Source organism: Paenibacillus planticolens (assembly GCF_013141725.1).
GTDB classification, from domain to species: domain Bacteria; phylum Bacillota; class Bacilli; order Paenibacillales; family NBRC-103111; genus Paenibacillus_E; species Paenibacillus_E planticolens.
Map to the genome: position 1 here is coordinate 421,890 of NZ_WHNZ01000007.1, position 19,483 is coordinate 441,372.

The 19,483-nt window shown below is 45.5% G+C and carries 15 protein-coding genes; 3 read left to right on the forward strand and 12 right to left on the reverse strand.

Going from position 1 to position 19,483, the window contains the following annotated elements; all coding sequences use genetic code 11:
• Position 1 precedes the first annotated feature (1 nt).
• The 3 genes from GC097_RS02320 to GC097_RS02330 all read right to left on the reverse strand — a co-directional run bounded on the left by GC097_RS02320 (position 2) and on the right by GC097_RS02330 (position 5,622).
• On the reverse strand, positions 2-721 hold the full coding sequence (locus GC097_RS02320; protein ID WP_171681721.1) for an MOSC domain-containing protein: 720 nt from the start codon (positions 719-721) through the stop codon (positions 2-4).
• 134 nt (positions 722-855) lie between these two features.
• Positions 856-3,885 carry a sialidase domain-containing protein gene (locus tag GC097_RS02325; RefSeq protein WP_171681722.1) on the reverse strand — a complete coding sequence of 1,010 codons (3,030 nt, stop codon included), beginning with the start codon at positions 3,883-3,885 and terminating at the stop codon, positions 856-858.
• Positions 3,886-4,170: 285 nt separating this feature from the next.
• Positions 4,171-5,622, reverse strand: coding sequence for a putative glycoside hydrolase (locus tag GC097_RS02330; protein WP_171681723.1), 1,452 nt, complete (start codon positions 5,620-5,622; stop codon positions 4,171-4,173).
• Between the two features lie 157 nt (positions 5,623-5,779).
• On the opposite strand from GC097_RS02330, the gene GC097_RS02335 reads away from it, so the two are divergent.
• On the forward strand, positions 5,780-6,310 hold the full coding sequence (locus GC097_RS02335) for a hypothetical protein (RefSeq protein WP_171681724.1): 531 nt from the start codon (positions 5,780-5,782) through the stop codon (positions 6,308-6,310).
• Between the two features lie 68 nt (positions 6,311-6,378).
• Here the strand turns inward: GC097_RS02335 and GC097_RS02340 are convergent, their stop codons facing one another.
• The 9 genes from GC097_RS02340 to GC097_RS02380 form a co-directional block, all read right to left on the reverse strand.
• Positions 6,379-7,014, reverse strand: coding sequence for an FMN-dependent NADH-azoreductase (locus GC097_RS02340; protein WP_171681725.1), 636 nt, complete (start codon positions 7,012-7,014; stop codon positions 6,379-6,381).
• A gap of 182 nt (positions 7,015-7,196) precedes the next feature.
• Entirely contained in the window at positions 7,197-11,117 is a 3,921-nt protein-coding gene (locus tag GC097_RS02345) for a PA14 domain-containing protein (RefSeq protein WP_171681726.1), read from the reverse strand.
• A gap of 281 nt (positions 11,118-11,398) precedes the next feature.
• On the reverse strand, positions 11,399-12,046 hold the full coding sequence (locus tag GC097_RS02350) for an MBL fold metallo-hydrolase (RefSeq protein WP_171681727.1): 648 nt from the start codon (positions 12,044-12,046) through the stop codon (positions 11,399-11,401).
• Positions 12,047-12,170: 124 nt separating this feature from the next.
• Positions 12,171-12,983, reverse strand: coding sequence for a phosphotransferase family protein (locus GC097_RS02355; protein ID WP_171681728.1), 813 nt, complete (start codon positions 12,981-12,983; stop codon positions 12,171-12,173).
• Between the two features lie 49 nt (positions 12,984-13,032).
• Positions 13,033-13,533, reverse strand: coding sequence for an LURP-one-related/scramblase family protein (locus tag GC097_RS02360; RefSeq protein ID WP_171681729.1), 501 nt, complete (start codon positions 13,531-13,533; stop codon positions 13,033-13,035).
• A 2-nt stretch (positions 13,534-13,535) separates the two neighbouring features.
• Positions 13,536-14,516 (reverse strand): NAD(P)-dependent alcohol dehydrogenase, encoded by a 981-nt coding sequence (locus GC097_RS02365; RefSeq protein ID WP_171681730.1) that lies wholly within the window; start codon positions 14,514-14,516, stop codon positions 13,536-13,538.
• A gap of 12 nt (positions 14,517-14,528) precedes the next feature.
• Entirely contained in the window at positions 14,529-15,203 is a 675-nt protein-coding gene (locus GC097_RS02370; RefSeq protein WP_171681731.1) for a DUF4386 domain-containing protein, read from the reverse strand.
• A gap of 50 nt (positions 15,204-15,253) precedes the next feature.
• Positions 15,254-16,159, reverse strand: coding sequence for an NUDIX hydrolase (locus tag GC097_RS02375; RefSeq protein ID WP_171681732.1), 906 nt, complete (start codon positions 16,157-16,159; stop codon positions 15,254-15,256).
• Between the two features lie 143 nt (positions 16,160-16,302).
• Positions 16,303-16,665 carry a cupin domain-containing protein gene (locus GC097_RS02380; RefSeq protein WP_171681733.1) on the reverse strand — a complete coding sequence of 121 codons (363 nt, stop codon included), beginning with the start codon at positions 16,663-16,665 and terminating at the stop codon, positions 16,303-16,305.
• Between the two features lie 443 nt (positions 16,666-17,108).
• Here GC097_RS02380 and GC097_RS02385 point away from each other — a divergent pair, with 443 nt between their 5' ends.
• Positions 17,109-17,330, forward strand: a complete 222-nt coding sequence (locus GC097_RS02385; protein WP_171681734.1) for a PspC domain-containing protein — start codon at positions 17,109-17,111, stop codon at positions 17,328-17,330.
• Between the two features lie 167 nt (positions 17,331-17,497).
• Complete coding sequence (shc, locus tag GC097_RS02390; protein WP_171681735.1) at positions 17,498-19,426, forward strand: squalene--hopene cyclase; 1,929 nt, start codon at positions 17,498-17,500, stop codon at positions 19,424-19,426.
• Positions 19,427-19,483 lie beyond the last annotated feature (57 nt).

Genomic DNA, 19,483 nt, shown 5'->3' on the forward strand with positions numbered 1-19,483 from the left:
TTTAACGGCTTTCCAGATAAACTTTGTCACCGACATGAATCTTCCCCGTTCTTTTCACGGAGGCGTAGACACCGAATTTTAAATCAGCTTCTTCGTTTACTTTTTTCAAAAGAGACACGTCACGTTCAAGCGTATTAGGATCGATAGTAATCAGCGAACAGCGTTCACACGGCGAGTCGACTTGAAACTCTGCGTCGCCAACTGTCAATCGCTTGCCTATCCAGTCTTTTTCGTGGATGTTGTCGTCATTTAATGCGACTATGAAGTTTGCTCTGAAACGAAGTGGATCTAACTGTTTCCCCCAAATCGCCTCCATTTTTCGTAAACTTCCATCTGTGATAATCAAGACTGAAGCACTATCGACTGACATCAAATCCGGGTTTTCGGGGTTAGGCGCTTTATAGCTTGCCATAGAGATTTCTTTTTTGGAGTATGTTTGAATTTCCGCTAACAGCTCCTCATTCCAGCCCAAGGTTCGTCCATCCGGAGTTAGAACATTGATTCTATCGTCGACAAGTGTTGCCTTGTAAGTGAGCATCTTAGGTATCGCTCTGGCTGTGAAAAAGCTATCCCAACCTTTCTTTGTCCCATCAAAAAAAGCACAAAAACGGTCCCCGTATAAGCCATACGACTCAATCGTAACAGCTTTCAAATCTTCTCCCGCAAAAGATTTAACAGGAAACCGATGAATTGTTTTTATTTCACCAATAAGTTCTGTCATCGTTTGACCCCATCTCCTTCTTACATACCTTACCAAACTTTTGCTCTCTTATTAATTTACCCGGGATTGCGGAGAAAGTAAAACAGGAGCGCTCAGCGAAATTGTTTCGCCAAACGATCCTGTTTATTCTTCATTTATTCTAAAATTTTGCTGGCAACGGCCGCTAGATCGTTAATGTCGATGCTTCCATTATGATCCAGGTCGTACTGTTTCACTTGCTCCCAATCCGGACTTGAAGAATCTTTGCCGTAGTGGGCTGCGATAATGGCAAGATCCCCTATGCTAACTTTGCCATCATTGTTGAAATCCCCTGGGATGCCTGGAGCTGCCGGTGTTACTTCAACACTCAACGAAGAAGGAACTGCACTTGTTTCAGCACCGTGCTCATCGCCCATCGTTGCATCAACAACTGATATTACAGCGTTCACAGTCTGCTGAGTATCTTTAGATTTAAAAGTCATCTCCAGCACCTGTGCATGTCCGGTTACGGCGTGCTCAGGTCCTTCGCTGGCAACGATAAACCGCAATTTGCCAGGCGTTTGATTTACACTTGCAACTACATCAACACCAGGAATCAATGATTTCGCTGACACGAAATCGAAGGCACCCTCATCGAAGCTCAAAGAAATATCCTGCGCGAACACGTTCTGTGTCAGGCCGCTTAACTCAAAGCGGACAGCGAACTCCTTGCCTGCTTGAACAACGCTTTCTCCGGTTAAATGCGTTGCGGCATTGTCCTCCCCAGCTTCAGACAGCGTTTTGATCGTGCCTGTGAATTTGTTCTCATCCGCTTGTTTCGAAAGCGTATTCCCATAAGAGTTATAAATATTTAAGTCCGAAGCAAAAGCGGCTTCAATGGGGTAGGAACCTGCAGCAAGCTCAGGAAACGAGCCTTCAAAGACGAATTCGGTACCTGCCGAACTTTGGCTCACTAATTGGAAATTAACATTTTTGCCTCCGATTGTTCCTGTCAAAGCTCTGTTCCCGCTCAGCATAACGTAGCTGTTGAATACGGTTTTTATTCTCAGCTTATCGCCTGATGCATAGCCGTTTGGCTTTAATGCTTCAAGGGCGATGGACGAAAGCTTTGGCGCAGGATTGGTAGCTTGGCGCTGCCATTTCAAATATTCGACATTGAATTTGATATAGCTCATGTTCGTATTGTCCGTTCCCTCGTAGAAAAGCCCTATCTCACCATTCGATAAGTTAGCAAGGCTGGAATACGCATAGGTACCGTCTTTAACCAATTGCGAATATTTCCAATCGAACGTATAGCGTGTTCTTCCATTTGGGTATGTTCCGTTTTCATTGATTAGCCCAACGCGGACTGTACCGTTAATGCGGCTGGACGAATTGCCGGGAGAGGCGAAAATAACGGCGTCTTTGCCATCAATCTTGCCGTTGTAGCGAATGGCCGTCATTTGACAATATGCGGCAATAAGCGCATTTTCCGTAACGACTGTCGCATCCCAGGTTTCGCCGCCATCGAAGCTCGTCGCTATTTGGGCATAGCCGGAGTAATTTCGAATGAATAGCTTAAGCTGCCCGTCCGGCATTTCGACAACTTGCGATTCCGTCAGCTCATGGGCTGAATTCGTAAAATCTTTCTCATGAATGATGACGCCGCCGCCAACATCGCGTCCTTCATTCGGAGATTTGCCGCGATGCCAAGTTTGGCCATGATCATCGCTGTAAATGACTGCGCTTGCCTGTTTGTTGTTATCGTTCAAGAAATAAACGGGAAATACGAGTCTGTCTTTATGAATTCCTTGCGTTAACTGAATGCCCGATCCAGGGCCCGTACCAAGGAAAATCATCCACTCTTCTTTCGTCTCGCCGTTCAAATCGATGGGACCGGTCCACGTCGCCCCCTCATCATCGCTGTAGTACAGCTCAAGATATGAGGTTTTATAAGCTTTCAACGGTGAGTTTTGGCCAAAAACATTATCGATTTTAACTCCGTTCAAATACAGATTCCGTTTCATATCAACCGTATAGTTGGTTACCGCTCCAGCGGCATCGTAGACCTTGCCTTCTTCTCTTATCGTATATTCCTTAGCGGAAGAGTCGGTAAGGAACATATATGATTTGCCATTTATTGTTTTAAATCCGGTGCCTTTATAAGCATTAGTGCCAAATCCGCCCCCAAGCCCTCCGCCATGAGGGAAGCCGTCAACGAGCGAAAATATTCTCCCTGTGCTTTGGTCCTGCATGAGCGACATATCGATATTCGATGCTTGATTGGGATAATCGTTGACGACGATTCCGTTCGTTTCCCACGTTGTGCCTTGATCGAAGCTTCTTCTTACGACAGCGTCAATATTGTTGGGAGAATCTGCCGCGCTGGCATTTCGGCGGTCGATGCCCGCAATCAATGTTCCTTTCTTCGTTTGAAGCAGCGCGGGAATCCGGTAGTAGCTGGAATTCATGAAACCGGGAGTGAATACGTTGAGTGGCGCCGTTATTTTCGCACCATCCGGAATTGGATTAACGATGGGCACCGTATTGGTGACCCCGGTTATACTGACCAACTCTTGATCGGCAAGAGGTTTGCTGTACACTTCAGCAAAGTCAATATCCCCAGTAAAAGGGTATTGGTTGGAGCCGGCCGGTCTTTCCGTAAGTCCTAATTTTGCGCTGTTCGGAGCATAGATATTGTTCAGAAATTTGCGGGCAGACGTTGTATCCTGTTTGACCATTACGCCATCCAGGAAGTATTTGTATCCTTTGGCTTTATCCATGACCATTGCCACGGTATGAACTTCATTTTCCTTAAGAACGAGAGCATCTGTTTTGACATGCGTGTTGACTTGCGTTTGTCCAGGCTCTGCATAGCGGTTCTCGCTGCCGATGGCGGTTGGCGAAATATAGAGATGGAAATGTCCATTAGCCGTCGTATTGTTGCTCAGCGAGAACAAAGACATAATGCTTGATCCTGGCGTATAGCGAAATCTTACAATGATCGTTCCTTCGTCCAATACCTTCAGCGCGTCTACTTTATCGTTCAAATTGGTTGAGCTGCCGCTGGCGATATGTTGATTATCCATTCTAAGAACCAAACTTGGATCCGCAGCCGCTGCCACAGTCGCCTCGCTGGCCATCATATTGGCGGGAAGCAAAAAAAGCAGCATTGTCACAATAAGAAATAGAGTCCATTTTCTCAAGCGATACATCTCCTCTGTCATTAGTTAATCGCCAATGATATTGGCTGCGAAAACGAGATCTGCGATGTCGATAGTTCTATTACCGTCAGAATCGTACTTTCGCATTTTTGATACACTCTGTATCTACACAAACAAATCTGTCCCTCCCCCTTCCACATATTTTATTGTAAAACTTATATTCTCACTTCGATATCCCTTACATTTTACTTTGTATAGTCGTAACTTGACTTCTTTCCAAACGCCAAAAGTCCCCCCGGCCCACTCGGCTGGAGGGATTGCTCTTTCCTAGGGCATATAAGTTACACCTTCTGAGTAGGAATTGTTAGCATTCCAGATGAGGTATTCATGCACATTGGCATCTTTTAAGGCTCTAATTTGGGCGTCTACCTCTGCCTTCCCATATGGAATATAATTGCCGGCGCCTAACCAGCTTGCGGTAAAATCTTGAATCCATGGACGTGATATCGGAGGCGTCTGGAGGAGAGCAAACTTTTCTTTTTCCGCTTTCATGTATGCCGTAACAAGCTGATATGGCTCTTTATCCGGCTTAGCAATCCCGAAATAACCATTGGACCAGTGACTTGGATAAATCATAGACGAAATGACATCAACCGAACTGGCAATACGGTTAAAATTCTGGCCGATACCCGGAGCTTCCGGCAATGTAGCAGAATATCCGAAGATATCAACGGAAACATGCACACCATACGGTTTTAATTGTTCTTTGGCATAAGCCACAAAATCGCTGACAGCATCAACACGAAGCTGTGTCATGCGCGCTTTATCGCTGAAATCCGGCGCTTGAGGCGCTGCTTTTTTTAAACTGGACACACTTTTTTGCGCTTCCTCCATCGTTTTTTTATTTTCGTCGGTTTGCGTTGAATTGTAAGTAGTAGTAGCATCCGTCACTTTTATCTGTAAGGCAGACAATTCGTCTTGATATTTCTTAGAAGCTTCGATATAGGCATTTTCTTCTTGTATAAATTTCGCAGGTTTTCTATCTTTGTAATCCCCCATGGAATACTTCAAAACTTGGTCCCTGCTTTCAAAACCTTCCGGAAATCGAACATAGTCGAACTGGATTTCTTTAAATCCTAGTTCTGCAGCTAGTTTGGCTGCTTCTACGTTATGATCCCATGATTCCTTAAGGAACGGGTTGATAAACCCGTCACCGTTCGCATTGCGCCAAGTGCTGCTGCCATCAATAAATGAAAGATCAGGACGTTTTTTCGCCAACACCGTATCTTTAAACGAAACAATTCGAGCGATCGGATAAATGTTATGCTGCTCAAGTGTTTTCATAAGCGATTGCGGATCTTTGATATAAGGCTGACCAAATTCAGCAAGTTTTCCCTCCGGCTTAAATGTGAGGTAACCGTCATCATCCTTGATATCAATCACCATGGCATTGAGGTCGGTTTGATCAACAAGTGAAAGCAGCTTCGCCATTCGTTGGCCGCCGGCTGACCAGCCGGTTACATAAATCCCGCGTACGGCATCCGGATAGCTGAAGTGTACCGGAGGATCGAATGCGGGCGTGATACTTGGCAGAGGTGAAGGTGAAGGTGTAGCTACAATTGGTGAGACGGAGGGTGATGGGGTGGTTGTCATCTCTGGCACAGCGGCAGTTGGTTGTACGGACGGGTCTGGCGTGTTCAAAGCGACATTGGCTGACGTACAGGCTGACAACGAGAGTATGAAAATAAGCAACATACATATACGGCCGTTTTTATTCACGCTGTTCTCCCCTTTTCCCAAATAACTCATCATTTCTATGCCTTAGTAACTGGAATATTCGTGAAGGGAATAAACTATGCTGGCAAAACTTATTTTATTTCGTTATTCCATCCATTTTCCAAATAATGTATAATAGTTTCGAAAGGGTGATCAAGTATTGATAGTTAAAATGAGGCAAGAAACTTTCGAAGCATTAGCGGATGGAGCAATCGAGGTGGCTTGTGTAGATCCGATCATTAAAGCTTATAAGGACATTCTGACGCGAGGCGGTGACTTCAAATCAGGTCTTTTCAAGGAGCTTTCGCGGGGACAACAAGCATTGTTCGTATTTCGGGCCTATTACAATCACGCACTGAAATCTGTTGCCGACTTTTACTGGTGGAGTGCCTATTTTATTGCACAACCAGAGCGATGGGCAGGGCTCAAAAACGGATTGCATTTCTTCGGCGATCATGCAGCGTTACATGTATTAGAAAGTATGGAAAAGATTCTTCATCAAAGAAATCACGCCATGTGCTTAGAGAATTTCAAGGTATCGTTCAATGATTTGAACAATGACCCGGAATTGATGACTTCTATAACTCCGTTGTATGATGACCTTTGCCAAACCTCATTGAAAACACATCAAATCATCGGTTCATTTATTCGGAACAATCCACATGATTTTGTTCATATTGAAATGGATTAAGGCCGTATTATCGTAAAAAAAGACCGCTCAAGCCATATGGCCTGATGCGGTCTTTTTGCCGACCCATCTTAGAAGCGTTTTGCAACTTCTTTCGCATTTGCAATTGCGTTCGCTTTAATTTCTTGGGCTTTAGCTGGCATAGCGGCCATACCTTCAACAAAAATGCCTTCGAAGCTAGGTACGCCAGTGAATTGCATAACTTTTTTCAAGTAGCTGTGTCCGCTCTCGAAGCCTGCAGCAGGACCTTCGGAGTATACGCCGCCGGACGCTTGAATGTGGAGCGCTTTTTTGGTTGTAAGCAAGCCTACAGGACCTTGCTCTGTGTATTTGAACGTTTTGCCGGCTGAGCAAATCGCATCAATGTATGCTTTCATAACTGGCGGGAACGAGAAGTTCCACATTGGAGAAACGTATACATACTTGTCAGCGGCAACGTATTGGTCAACAATTTCACCCAGACGGGCAACTTTTGCCTGCTCATCAGCTGTTAGCGTGCTGAAATCAGCGCCGGATTGCAGTTTTCCCCAACCGCTGAATACATCGGCATCAATTTGCGGAATGTTCAATTTGAATAAATCAAGATGGATAACTTCGTCACCAGGATTTGCTTCGCGATATGCATCGACGAATTCTTTGCCGACCGCTAAGCTGTATGAAGTTTGGTGGTCATTAGGATTTGCAGTAATATAAAGTACAGTTGCCATGATCTCACTCTCACATTCTGTAATTTTATTTGTTACAATTTTTATTATAACTTATTTTTAATAAGTTGCAAGCTAAAAGTAATTAATCTACTTTTCAGATAATTATAAACCAATAGTAAGTGACGATAAAAAGACCCAGCCTTCGGCTGGGTCCTTGTCTAGACTCGTATGTTGGAGCGTCACTACTGACTCAAAACCTTTTGCGCTATCATCGCAAGGTCTACAATATCCACCTTGCCATCGCCATTCAAGTCGGCTGTTCTTGCAACGTTCCAGTCCGGACTGCTGCTGTCCTTGCCATAGTGACTGGCAATCATCGCGACATCGCCAATGGAGAATTTACCGTCATGGTTCAGATCTCCGTCTGAGACAATACCCTTAATGCTCACAGCAAGCTCAGCCGCTGAAGCTTCTGACTCCACGCCACCCTCATCGGCGATGACTGCTTTGATCACCGAGATTTTACCCGAAGTATTCGGAGAACCTTTCGCAATAAATTTGAGGTTAACAAATGGGATCTCTTGCTTGCTTGGAAGCTCTTTGCCAATGTTCGCCAGTAGTATGCGCACTCGGCCTTTATGATCATCGACGTATTTTAGAACGACGATCCCGTCTGCAGCTGATTGAACCTCCTGAAGCTCGAATAAATCAGCTCCATAGTTCAACGTAATATCAGAAGCATACACGGTGTTTGTTACATTCGACACCCCTAGTTTTACGGTAAATGTCGAACCCTCCATTACGCTGCTTGCGCCTTCCAATGTCATTTGAGCGTTCGGTATGTCCTCATCTTCCGTTTCTGTCACACGGATATTATCAAAAGTTGCATTAGCCTTGTATGTGCGAACTCCGATAGCACCTTCTGTAAAGGTACTGTCTACGGCACTTGCCACAAGCATGTTATTGACATAAACATCAATTTTGGGCCCCGCGGCCACAACTTTCAATCGATAAACTGTATCTACGCTGATCGACGGGACAGCGTTATTGGCCAACTCGGTCCAATTATTATCCAGCCTGCCTAACTGCACTCGTCCAGCGAGCGTAATGCCTGCATAGTATCCCTGCAGGTTATCTGTTCCGATTGTCGGATTGCTAACTCTGAAAATAACGCCTGCATTGGCTAAATCGGGGCTGGCACTCATCGAAACATCCGCTTCATACGTGAAGTTTTGGAAATGGGTATCATTAGCAACTGCTTTATAACCTTCCCCGTTGATCACCGTGAAAGCACCGCTGGCAGCACTCCACACGCCGCCATAAGTCGTCCAACCATCAGCATTTCTATCGTCAAAGTTATCTAGAAAATGCAGAGGCTTGTTGATTTTAGCGCGAAATTGCTTGACGGCTGCATCTAAAGAAGTGATTGCTTCCTTAACTCCATCCGCAGTGGTTTGAGTATTATCATATACAGCTTGAGCATCTGCGATAGCTGCAGAGAAATGATCGATGACTACTTGCTTATATTGCCCCGGTCCATCGCCTACTATTGCTTGGTCACGCATTTGCGCTGAGGCATGAATGCTATTCAACAGATCGGATCTATTGCTGTTCCCGATTAAATCTCTGTGCGCTGCGGCAACGCGTGCGAAGTCAACCTTTTCCACCTTGCGGTCATAACTTAGTAATCCGTTGATTTCGTACTCGACATCTGAAATTTGTGTGTAAACAGCCGCACTAAGTCCGGGTTTGTCTTTCAACTTTTTAAGCGTTTGAATATAACTGATATATTTGTCTGTTAACTCTTCCTTACTGTTCATTAATAATTCAGCATAAACGGTCAAGGGACTGAATTCATGCCCAGGCACGCGAAGACCTAAGCCTCCGTATTCACCAAGCGTGGCTGCCCTGTACTCCGAAGGAGTGGGAGAATCCGGTGCAGGATACCTGTGCCAATCCAGGAAATGACCGGCTTTCGACTCGTTATCTCCGCCTCCCGCGTCATACCATCCAGTGACACCGTTAATAAGACGGGTCGGATCCGCTTTTAAAGCATGTGCGATGGCCTCTCTCGTATAATTCCCTCCATTGTCGAATTGACCCCATCCTTCATTAAAGACAATATATACCACAATGGAAGGTGAATTTTGCAATTGTTTGATCATCTCATCGAATTCTTTGTAAAATTGCTGCTGCGCCGCAACTTCCCTACTGGTTCCGCTAGGCATGTCCTGCCACACAAGAAGCCCCAGTTTGTCCGCCCAGTAATACCAACGGGCCGGTTCAATCTTAATATGTTTGCGGATCATGTTCATATCCATACGTTTTTCAGCTTCAATGTCAAATTTCAGTGCTGCGTCTGTTGGCGCCGTATAGAGGCCGTCCGGCCAGTATCCCTGATCCAAAGTTCCCATCTGAAAGACGAATTTCCCATTCAACAAAGGCCGCTGGATGCCGTCAACTTTCCCTAGTTTTATTTCTCTCATTCCGAAATAGCTGTCTATTTTATCAACGATCTTTCCCCCGTCTTTCAAGGATACTTGTAGATCGTAGAGGAACGGATCATCCGGTGTCCACCATCTCGCATCCGGAACAGGAAGCAGTAATTCCGCACCGGGATTTCCGCTAATGCGGCCAACTTCAACGCCATTTTTTAGAGCTACGGCTTCTACTGTTTTACCTGCTCCATTGACCGTATCGACGGATAGCTTCAATTGGCCATTCCAAATATCAGGTACCATATCCATCCGCTCAATGCTCGCGGCAGCGACCGGCTCGAGCCACACCGTTTGCCAGATGCCAGACACGGACGTATACCAAATGCCTCCCGGCTGTACGACCGTTTGCTTCCCTTTGATTTGATCCCCTTTCGTATCCGTATAATCGACGACATGAACGATCAACTCATTCTCTCCGGACTGTAATTGATCTGTAATATCAAAGCTGAATGCAGTGTATCCGCCTTTATGAGTTCCGACTTTTGTTCCGTTCACATACACGTCCGTTTCATAATCAACGGCACCAAAATTCAATTTCACATGCTGTCCATTCCAATTTTGAGGCACCGTGAAGCTTCGTTTATACCACATGAGCTGTTCTTGACGCTGAATGCCCGATAATTTAGATTCTACTGCAAAAGGTACAGTTATGTACTCTTTCAGCTTTTGACCGGTTGGAAGCGCATCCCCCTGTTTGGCAGACTGGAATTCCCATTTTCCATTCAGGTTTAGCCATTGATCACGAACCATCTGCGGCCGTGGATATTCCGGCAGAGGATTGTTCTCATCTACATCGTTTGCCCACGGGGTTTCGATCTGATAGGTGGAATCATTTTTAATGGCAAGATAGAAATCTTTCACAGGCTTGCTGCTTCCAGCGTACATAAGGGCGCCGCCACCTGTATATCCGATATTCGCCATAGGGGCATCTTGGTAATACATCGGATACTCAAACTCAATTTGGACCGTCTTCGGGTCGCCGGATTTCAATGCCGCCGATTTAATCGGCCAATTCTTCCCTAACACATTGGCTGAGAGCTGCTCCCGCGCGTTGCTCCCCAGCTCCGCTAATGCCTCCGCAAATGTAAATTCTGCATGCAGCCCGTCGGGTAAAACCGAACCAGAGACAGGCCCGTTATTTTCAAAATCGGCAGGTAAAGTGAACGCTTCCGCCGGCACGATTTGCTTCGGTACGCTTTGGCTCCCCCAACGTAAAAACAAGTTCGAACCGCCGGTATTCTGGAAATATTCAATTTTTATGTCATATTTCTGACCTGCAGCCAATAAAATCGGATTGCTCGTTTGTTCCTTATCCCAATCGTCCACCCAATGGTCGATGACTAGCTTGTTGTCAATCCACAGTCTGAATCCGTTATCGCCTATCATCCAAAACGTATAATTTTCAGAGAATCCCGGTGTGATCTGTCCTGTCCATCTTACATTTACATGATCTGTCTGACCGACCAGCGTCTTGAAAGTGCCTTCCAACGAACTAAAATTAATGTACGGATCAACGACCGTCGTTATTAATTGTTCAAATTTAAACTCACTTGGTCCCGAGTTCTTATAATACTCCGCCTTCAATCCATAATTAGTCCCGTTAGGTATGGATTCTGCTGCGTGGCTGATAGATAGGTTATACGGAAAAAGAATGCAGATAAGCATAGAAAAGATAAGCAGTTGCACAAACCTTTTAGTCATTTTCAATTGTATAACTCTCCTCTTTTTTTATTACTCGCAGATTTGTTGTTTTCTAACCGAGCCTCCCTCCGCACAAAAATGAAACGAGTGTATCACAAGCATATATGTCCTTCTATTCTTTTGTATTTACGTTTATCAGCCTTTTTTTGTTGTTTTTTGCCATTGTTTTTCAAATGCGGTCCCCACGCCATTTCTATAAAAAAAATAGCAGGGTCAAGGTTCGAAACCTTTGACCCTGCTATCTATTACCTTTTCATTAACTCATCCAACTGCTCCGCCGGCTGAAAAACCGTATCGCCGTGACATACTTCCAGTCGCTTTGGATTGAGCTGCTTGACAATTGCGCTGCTGCGCAGCGCTTCCTCAGGGTCTGGTGTAAACCGCGCCATGAAGAGCTTTCCTTTTTTAGAGTTGAATAAATCTCCAGTAAGCAAGACATCGTCTTTTTCATGATAATAGACGACATGCCCCGGTGAATGACCTGGCGTGAAGTACGGCGTAAGTCCGCCGATCGGTGAAAGCCGCCCGTCCTCGTCCTCCGGCAAGGGTTGCAAGACACCTTTAGCGACTTGAGCGACAGCTTTGCTTCTGCCCGGATAAGGGGTCCTCCCTTCTACAAAAGGGATTTCTTTTCGATGAGCAAATACAGGTACAGAATGAACTTGCAGGATTCGCTTCAGTGTACCGACATGATCACCATGTCCGTGCGTTAGTACAATTTGTTTCAGCGGTCCAAGTTCATTGATGAGTCGCAAGATGCTTTTAGCCATCCATGGAACACCCGCATCGACGAGCGTAACGCCATCGTGATCCACGACTGCCCAAACATGCACAGGGATAATCATCCATGTTCTCACGCTCCAAATATGCTCAGAAATTTGTTTGATTGACATCTCATCGATCTCCTTTTTACAGTTACGCCTGAAGAACGCTTGAATACCGCAGGCCAATACGTAAATGACCCAAGAACGGATAGCGTTCTTGATGCGTTCTTCCCGGATTACGAGCATTTCACATTCATTTTAAAAGCAAACGCTCTCTGATGAAAGAAAGCAACGCCTCTTTCTCTTCATCGGGAATCCATTCCGTTAATCTTGCTGCGGCAACAGGCAGCAGCCACTGGTCGATTTCTTCGAATAGAAGGTTAGTACAAGTAAGATAGTGGTCTAGATACTCATCCCCCATATTGTCCCTCATTTGAGAAAGAGCTTCCTTGAAGTGACTAGGAATGCCCTCAGGCAGAGTGCCATAACGAAATAAGAGCAGCGTACGCGCGACATCCCCGGCGGGATGGCCAATCATTCCATTCATCCAATCGATGATCCATTGCTGTTCGTCGACCATCGCATTATCCGGGTGAAAATCTCCATGACAAAGTGCGCGACCGTTCGGCAGCTTTTCCAAATGCTCTATAATCGCCATTTGTTCAGAGTCCGAAAGGAGTTTAGCTTGTTGAATATTATGTTCCAACATTTCTTTTTGTAGGCGTATTTGGTTGCTTAGATCGGTTGTATATATTTCATGTGTATGTATGAGGACATGCAGCTCAGCCAGAATTTTGGCATAACGCTTTAACTCAAGGGGGTTCTGAACAGTCTTATGAATAAGCGAACTGCCTTTTATATATTGAAATAGGATGCCGATTCGATCTTCAACTTCAACCAGCTCATAAACTTTAGGAGCAGGAATGCCAAGAGAAGCTATAAGCGTATTTACCTTATATTCATACATGATGGCTTTCTTCGGAAATCCGGAACGATAAAGCTTCAACACCTTCTCATCATTATGTTCGAATATTTCTGCCGTCCTGCCCTCACCTATCTGCTTCACTCGCTATTCCCCTTTCGAAGTCTCATCTGCCTGTCCGCTCGCACTCCTTCTAGGTTGCGTTATTTGCGGCAGAGCGCTGCCTTTTCTGAATCGCATGCATGCCCATAATGACGGCCGCGAGCTCGTAAGAATCCAAATCTTGACTATGATTGCTCAGTCGAAAAGCGCCTGAAGAAAACCAGCCGTTCACTTGTTCAAAATGAGCAACAAGCGCCCCGGAATCGTCAGTTACCTCATACTCCTTCGAAAATGCGGGGGAAATGATCTCGAAGCTGCCTCTTCTCTCCGTTTCATAGGTGAATTTCTTAGTGAAAAAAGCAAATCTGCTTCTTAAGACACCTAACTCCTCCCCATTGGCACCGGTAACCTCCCATCTGTTCGAGAAAAATGGAAAACCACCTTTGCACAGCAGTTCGCTTTTGGGCCCATATACATCGATTGCAGATCCAAAAGCACTTTTTAAATCGAGATGACCGATTTCTTCTTCCTGTTCGTTCAGTATTTCTGTCACGCCGGCATTAAAAAAATTATCCCGAAAATAAAGTTTCACAGTCAATCGCCTCCCTGTTCAACAACAATAACAACTTTTCCCTGCGGATGGCCATCTCCCAAATACTGTAGGGCATCTGCCACTTCATTTAGCGCATAACGCCTATCGATAACGGGTACGACTTTGTCAGCTTCGAAAAGTTCTTTGATGATATTTAAATCTTCTTTGTTTGGTTTGTGAATGAGAATCCCCATTTTCACCTTACTAATTCGTGAAATCCAAGGTCCCAACAGCAGAAGCTGAAAGATTCTGGCCATAGAACCTCCAACCATGACATAAGCACCTTGAGGACTTAATGCCCGCTTATAATCGAATAGCGATCGGGTTCCGACAACATCTAGAATGAGATCATAGCGCTGCCCATTTTGGGTGAAATCAATTTGAGTGTAATCAATGACATGGTCCAAGCCAATCGACTTCAGCATATTCAGCTTATTCGTGCTGTCCACGCCAGTTACTTCTCCCCCGAAGGATTTGGCCATTTGCACGGCGAACGTACCTACGCCTCCGCCCGCACCGTTGATTAGAATTTTTTGTCCTTTTTGGATCTTTCCTTGAGCACGAAGCCCTTGCAAGGCGAGGACTGCCGCTTGCGGGATAGCCGCCGCCTCGTCGAATGTCATACCGGAAGACTTCAACGTTAACGCATCTTCGCGGGCACATACATATTCTGCAAACCCGCCCCAACCGCATCCGGAAATGTCCCCGAACACCTCATCGCCAGGACGAAACTGTTTGACATGTTTGCCCACCGCTTCAACTCGTCCCGCCACGTCAGCTCCAAGTATGTTGTATTTGGGTTTGAGGAGCCCTCCAAGACGAACCAAGAACGGAATACCTCTCAGGAGATCCCAGTCCCATGAATTTACGGAGGCTGCGTGGATTTGAACGAGCACTTCATTAGCCTTGGGAGTCGGTTTTTCAACCTCTTTAAGCTTAAGAACGTCTTTGGTTCCGTATTTGGTATAGACAACCGCCTTCATAAAGAATGCTCCTTACTGTTTTGGTTCCATAGTAGAGGTGTTAAATCCTTTTATTATGAGCCATATCGGAAATAGGAGTTCAAATAAGGCTCCCGGAAGAAATAAAATCATTCCTGAACTGTAACCGAAAAGCTCTAATAAACCGCTGGTTAACAACGATGCGTAACCAATAAGCCCCAAGACGGAGAGCAAGCGTGGAATGAGTTTGGATTGCAACAGGAAATAGCAAAACAACAGACTATATAAACCAAGAACGATCATCGCCAACTGAAAGGCATAATAGTTCCCTTTGATGACTAACATGCCTACCGCTTGATAATAGGAATCAGCAGGTGCTCCTGTATCTATATATGCCTGACTGAATTGGATTAGTAATAGCGGGGAGATTGCACCAATGATAAGGATCACAGCCTCAATTACTCTGAAGGCAACGTAGCCAAGAGCAATCTTTTCATTATATTTTTTTAGGATTGGAAACAGGAATACGGCAATACCGACAACGGCAACGGAATTCACTAGTTCAAGGAGCACTCCTGTTATCATTTGCGTTCGATTCGGATAAACATGAAGTAGATAGTTTGGCTCATTTAGAATGGAGTCCATTAATCCTTTGCCTAGCATATACGTTACCGTTGCAACTAGAAACAATACTCCCGCCATTCTTGCAGATTTTAGGTTTGCATTCATTTTTAACCTCCAACTATCAATATCAAGTTATCACGCACGTTATTTTCAAGTTATACATATCGCCAATTCGGGTTAAATCTGAACAGCTTTGCCGGCCTGTGCCCTGCATCTTTCGTAAACTGATTCGTTTCCTCAACCATGTTCGCTATTTTTCTTCTAAATGCAGCAGAAAGCAGCTCTTTCCCCAGCGTAACCTCATAAACTTGTTGAAGTTCTGACAATGTAAAAAGTTCCGGCATCAAGTTGAAAGCTATATCCGTGTACTCAACCTTATTCCTAAGTCTCTCAACGGCATATTGGATCATTTCCGCATGATCGAATGCAATGCCATCTGAAACGAGAACCTCGCGTGCAACCTTTACGGCTTTTCCTGCATACTTTTCAATGACTCTAATAACGCCCTCCAGAATGTCCTTATCGTTTGACAGCGTAATTTTCACCGTCTTTTCAAATACAAAATCCTTCTCCAGCATCGTTTTCTTCTCTTCTACGACACTGTATCTAACGTTAAACCACCTCGCCTCGTCCGCATCATCCCCCGCCTTCACTTCTAGCGATTTGGAATCAACAAGTGCCATGTACGAACAACTGACTACTCTCGTTCGCGGATCCCTTCTGACATCTCCCCATGTGTAAAGCTGTTCCATATAGACTTCATCAATATTCGTTTCGCTTTTCAGCTCTCGCAATGCGGCTTCATCCACACTCTCGTCATTCGTTACAAATCCCCCAGGCAAAGCCCATTGCCCGATGTATGGATGAACCCCTCTTTTGACCAGAAGCAGTTTCAATGACTTTTCCGGCAATTTTCTATAGTTTTCTTTCTCTTCGTTAGTGACAGTGAAAATTAACATATCTACGGTAACAGAGGGTCTTTCGTACATACTGACATCATACCTCTGTAAAAACTCGGCTTCCGTTAGTCCATCCTTATCTTTTAGCAGCTCTTTATCCATGTAGATCACCTAGTTTGATTAAAATGTTATTGTTACAAACAAAATGTTATTATCACAATGTTATAATCATTAAAACCCCAAATCCATTAATTGTCAATGGTTTTTTGACTCACCTTCAAGACAACCACTTTAAATCGTAATCGTCATTTAACTTCGTTCGATTCCTCAACAAACACCGTATTCGCTTCCGTATGCTCGAAGCATAAATTCACTGTTCGCACCTCGGAGCGAGTTCGATGCAAAACGCCAGCAGGGATGGTCACATACTCATTGGGAGCCAATACAATTGATTTCTTGTCATGCAGCTCAATAATCAGCTCTCCTTCCAGAACGAGGAACAGCTCATCGGAATCGGGATGGAAATGCCACGGGTAAGTACCGGTAAACACGGCCAGCCTTAAACAACTTTCATTGACCGTTCCGATAATGAAGTTCTGATAGTTTGCTGTTAAATGTTGATGCAGAGATGTCAGATTTCCTTTGAGAATAGATTCATTTGCATACATTCTACGACCTCCTAAGTAGTTATTAAGTGAAGTAAATTTTACAACCGTAAAAGAAATATGTTGTAAAATAGTTGCAAAAAGGCAGCACCAGCGCCAGTTATGATATGGATAAAAAGGGAAATATTATAAATTTCATTATATCTGTCTACGAATATATTTGGAAGGCAGGTGCATAAAAAATGACAGGAAAGACCTATCCTGCGGCTAGGTCCTTGTCTATACCTTCTCATCAAGCTTCGGACACAGCGGCCGTTATCTTCGCGAAAAGCGTGTGTCTCTTTGCTAACGCTTGCCTTAGGTTGTGGACCAGCCCCGTCTTTAGTCCGGCTTCAAAAACCGCCATTGGTCCGTTTTCGCACAACCATACAGAAGCTACAATAAAGACATAGAACGAAACAGTGCAAATTCAACCTTGTTGCAAAATAGAGAGGAGCCAATCACTCATGAACAAATTATTCCGTTCGAGAACAGACAGTAAACTAACAGGACTTTGCGGAGGACTAGCAGAATGGCTTGGATTCAATGCCACCCTGATTCGCTTGTTGGTCATCATCGCCGCATTAAGCAGCTTTGGAACCGTCGTGCTTATCTATATCATCGGGTGCATGCTTGTTCCAAAAACTCCGCTTCATCACTATGACGTCACCTCCCCTTTTCACAATTGAACTTAGTGCCAAGAAAAAATAAAAGCCACCAGTTGGAAATTAACAACTGGCGGCTTTTATTGTTTTCCCGGAAAAGCTGGATGCAGTTTTTTATCTTAAAAACATGCAAGGCTCATATCATGTAAAGATCCATCTAATTTTGCTTGGAAGCGGCAGGAGGATTGCGTATGCCTATAATGAGCGATGTGAATGACGAAATTCTCCGCATGACCCACTTGCTCGAGAAACTGCAGCAGGAAGACGGTTCATGGCGATTTTGCTTTGAAAATAGTCTGTTAACCGATGCCTACCTGATTATCGTCCTTCGGACCCTGGAGATTCCCGAAGAAGAGTTGATCAAGCAACTTCACGATCGTATTGCAGCCCATCAGGAAGCGAATGGCGCCTGGAAGGTGTATCATGATGAAGCGGAGGGCAACTTGGATGCCACCGTGAATGCTTACTTTGCTTTACTATATTCGGGATACAGCCGGAAATCAGACGAACCGATGAAGAAAGCGGCTCGCTTCATTTCTTCGAAAGGCGGACTCTTAAGTGTAAAGACCGTCCTTACGAAAGTCTTTCTGGCACTCGCGGGGCAGTACGCATGGCCTTCCTCGCTGATGATTCCACTGGAGTTTCTTTTGCTGCCGCCTTCCGCTCCTATCAGCTTTTTTGACTTCTCCGGTTTCGCGCGCGTACATTTTGCGCCTATTCTCATCATGGCTGACCTCAAGTTCGTCAGGAAAAATGCCGCGACACCGGACCTATCCCATTTGTCTCAAAGCGATGACATGTCTTCACTATCGGCTTCCCAGCCAGAGAACCGCCCGGTGGCAGAAGATCCTGAATTGCTCCGCGGTTTTCAACAACTGTTAACTGAGCTTCATAGCGGTATCAAACAGTTGGGCAGCCTGCCGGGACAGCTCCACAAACGAGCTGTGAACGCTGCAGAAACTTATATGCTTGATCGCATAGAAGTGGACGGAACGCTTTACAGCTACTCGACGAGCACTCTTCTCATGATTATGGCGCTAACTTCACTCGGTTATGATAAGAAGCATCCTACGATTGCTGCTGCATTGAACGGACTCGCTTCGATGTTGTGGAACCTGGGCGGAAAAGTTCACCTCCAGAACTCCCCTTCCACGATCTGGGATACCGCACTGCTGGCCACAGCTATGCAGCAAGCCGGGGTTTCCAAGGAGCATCCAACCGTTAGAAAGGCCGTCCATTATTTGTTTGGCATGCAGCATACCAAGTTAGGAGATTGGAGTCTCCATGTATCTCATCCTGTTCCGGGCGGTTGGGGCTTTTCCGAGTCCAATACCATAAACCCTGATGTGGACGATGCGACGGCGGCTTTGCGCGCCATTCGCTCAACTACGCGGAGCAATCCTGCTCACCAAGATGCATGGAACCGCGGATTAAACTGGGTGATAGCCATGCAAAATAAAGACGGCGGATGGCCGGCTTTCGAAAGAGGTGTCACCAACAAGCTCCTCACCCTATTCCCGATTGACGGGGCTTCGGCAGCTGCCATCGATCCCTCCACAGCAGATTTGACAGGAAGGACGCTGGAGTTTCTTGGTACAACTGCAGGCTTTGACGTCAATCACGCCTTCGTCCGCAGAGGAGTTGATTGGCTGTTCTCGCATCAAGAAGAGGACGGTTCGTGGTACGGCCGTTGGGGAATATGTTACATATATGGCACTTGGGCCGCCTTGACTGGCCTGATGGCCATTCGCGCCGATCCCGATCATCCTGCTGTGAAGAAAGCAGCCGAGTGGCTGCTGAGCATCCAGAACGCAGACGGAGGCTGGGGTGAATCCTGCAGCAGCGATTATCTCAAGCGCTATGTACCGCTCGGTGCAAGTACGCCCTCCCAAACCGCTTGGGCGCTGGACGCTCTCATCGCGGTATCTGCAAAACCTTTGCCTGCTATCGAGCGGGGCATTCGTCAACTGCTTCTCCAGACGCACAAGGATGATTGGACGACGCGTTATCCGACCGGTTCCGGGCTGCCTGGCAGCTTTTATTCCCACTATCACAGTTACCGGTATATTTGGCCCTTCATCACGCTGAATCACTATAAGGAGAAATATGCGACCATGTAAAATGAACAATACACAGCACTCCTGCGTCAAAACAAGGGCAACTTGCTAAACGAAGGA

Excerpts from the sequence above, each read along its gene's own strand:
- GC097_RS02320 (WP_171681721.1), bottom strand. The coding sequence starts at position 721 with ATGACAGAACTTATTGGTGAAATAAAAACAATTCATCGGTTTCCTGTT.
- GC097_RS02340 (WP_171681725.1), bottom strand. The coding sequence starts at position 7,014 with ATGGCAACTGTACTTTATATTACTGCAAATCCTAATGACCACCAAACT.
- GC097_RS02345 (WP_171681726.1), bottom strand. The coding sequence starts at position 11,117 with ATGCTTATCTGCATTCTTTTTCCGTATAACCTATCTATCAGCCACGCA.
- GC097_RS02350 (WP_171681727.1), bottom strand. The coding sequence starts at position 12,046 with ATGTCAATCAAACAAATTTCTGAGCATATTTGGAGCGTGAGAACATGG.
- GC097_RS02365 (WP_171681730.1), bottom strand. The coding sequence starts at position 14,516 with ATGAAGGCGGTTGTCTATACCAAATACGGAACCAAAGACGTTCTTAAG.
- GC097_RS02370 (WP_171681731.1), bottom strand. The coding sequence starts at position 15,203 with ATGAATGCAAACCTAAAATCTGCAAGAATGGCGGGAGTATTGTTTCTA.
- GC097_RS02375 (WP_171681732.1), bottom strand. The coding sequence starts at position 16,159 with ATGGATAAAGAGCTGCTAAAAGATAAGGATGGACTAACGGAAGCCGAG.
- GC097_RS02380 (WP_171681733.1), bottom strand. The coding sequence starts at position 16,665 with ATGTATGCAAATGAATCTATTCTCAAAGGAAATCTGACATCTCTGCAT.
- GC097_RS02385 (WP_171681734.1), top strand. The coding sequence starts at position 17,109 with ATGAACAAATTATTCCGTTCGAGAACAGACAGTAAACTAACAGGACTT.
- shc (WP_171681735.1), top strand. The coding sequence starts at position 17,498 with ATGCCTATAATGAGCGATGTGAATGACGAAATTCTCCGCATGACCCAC.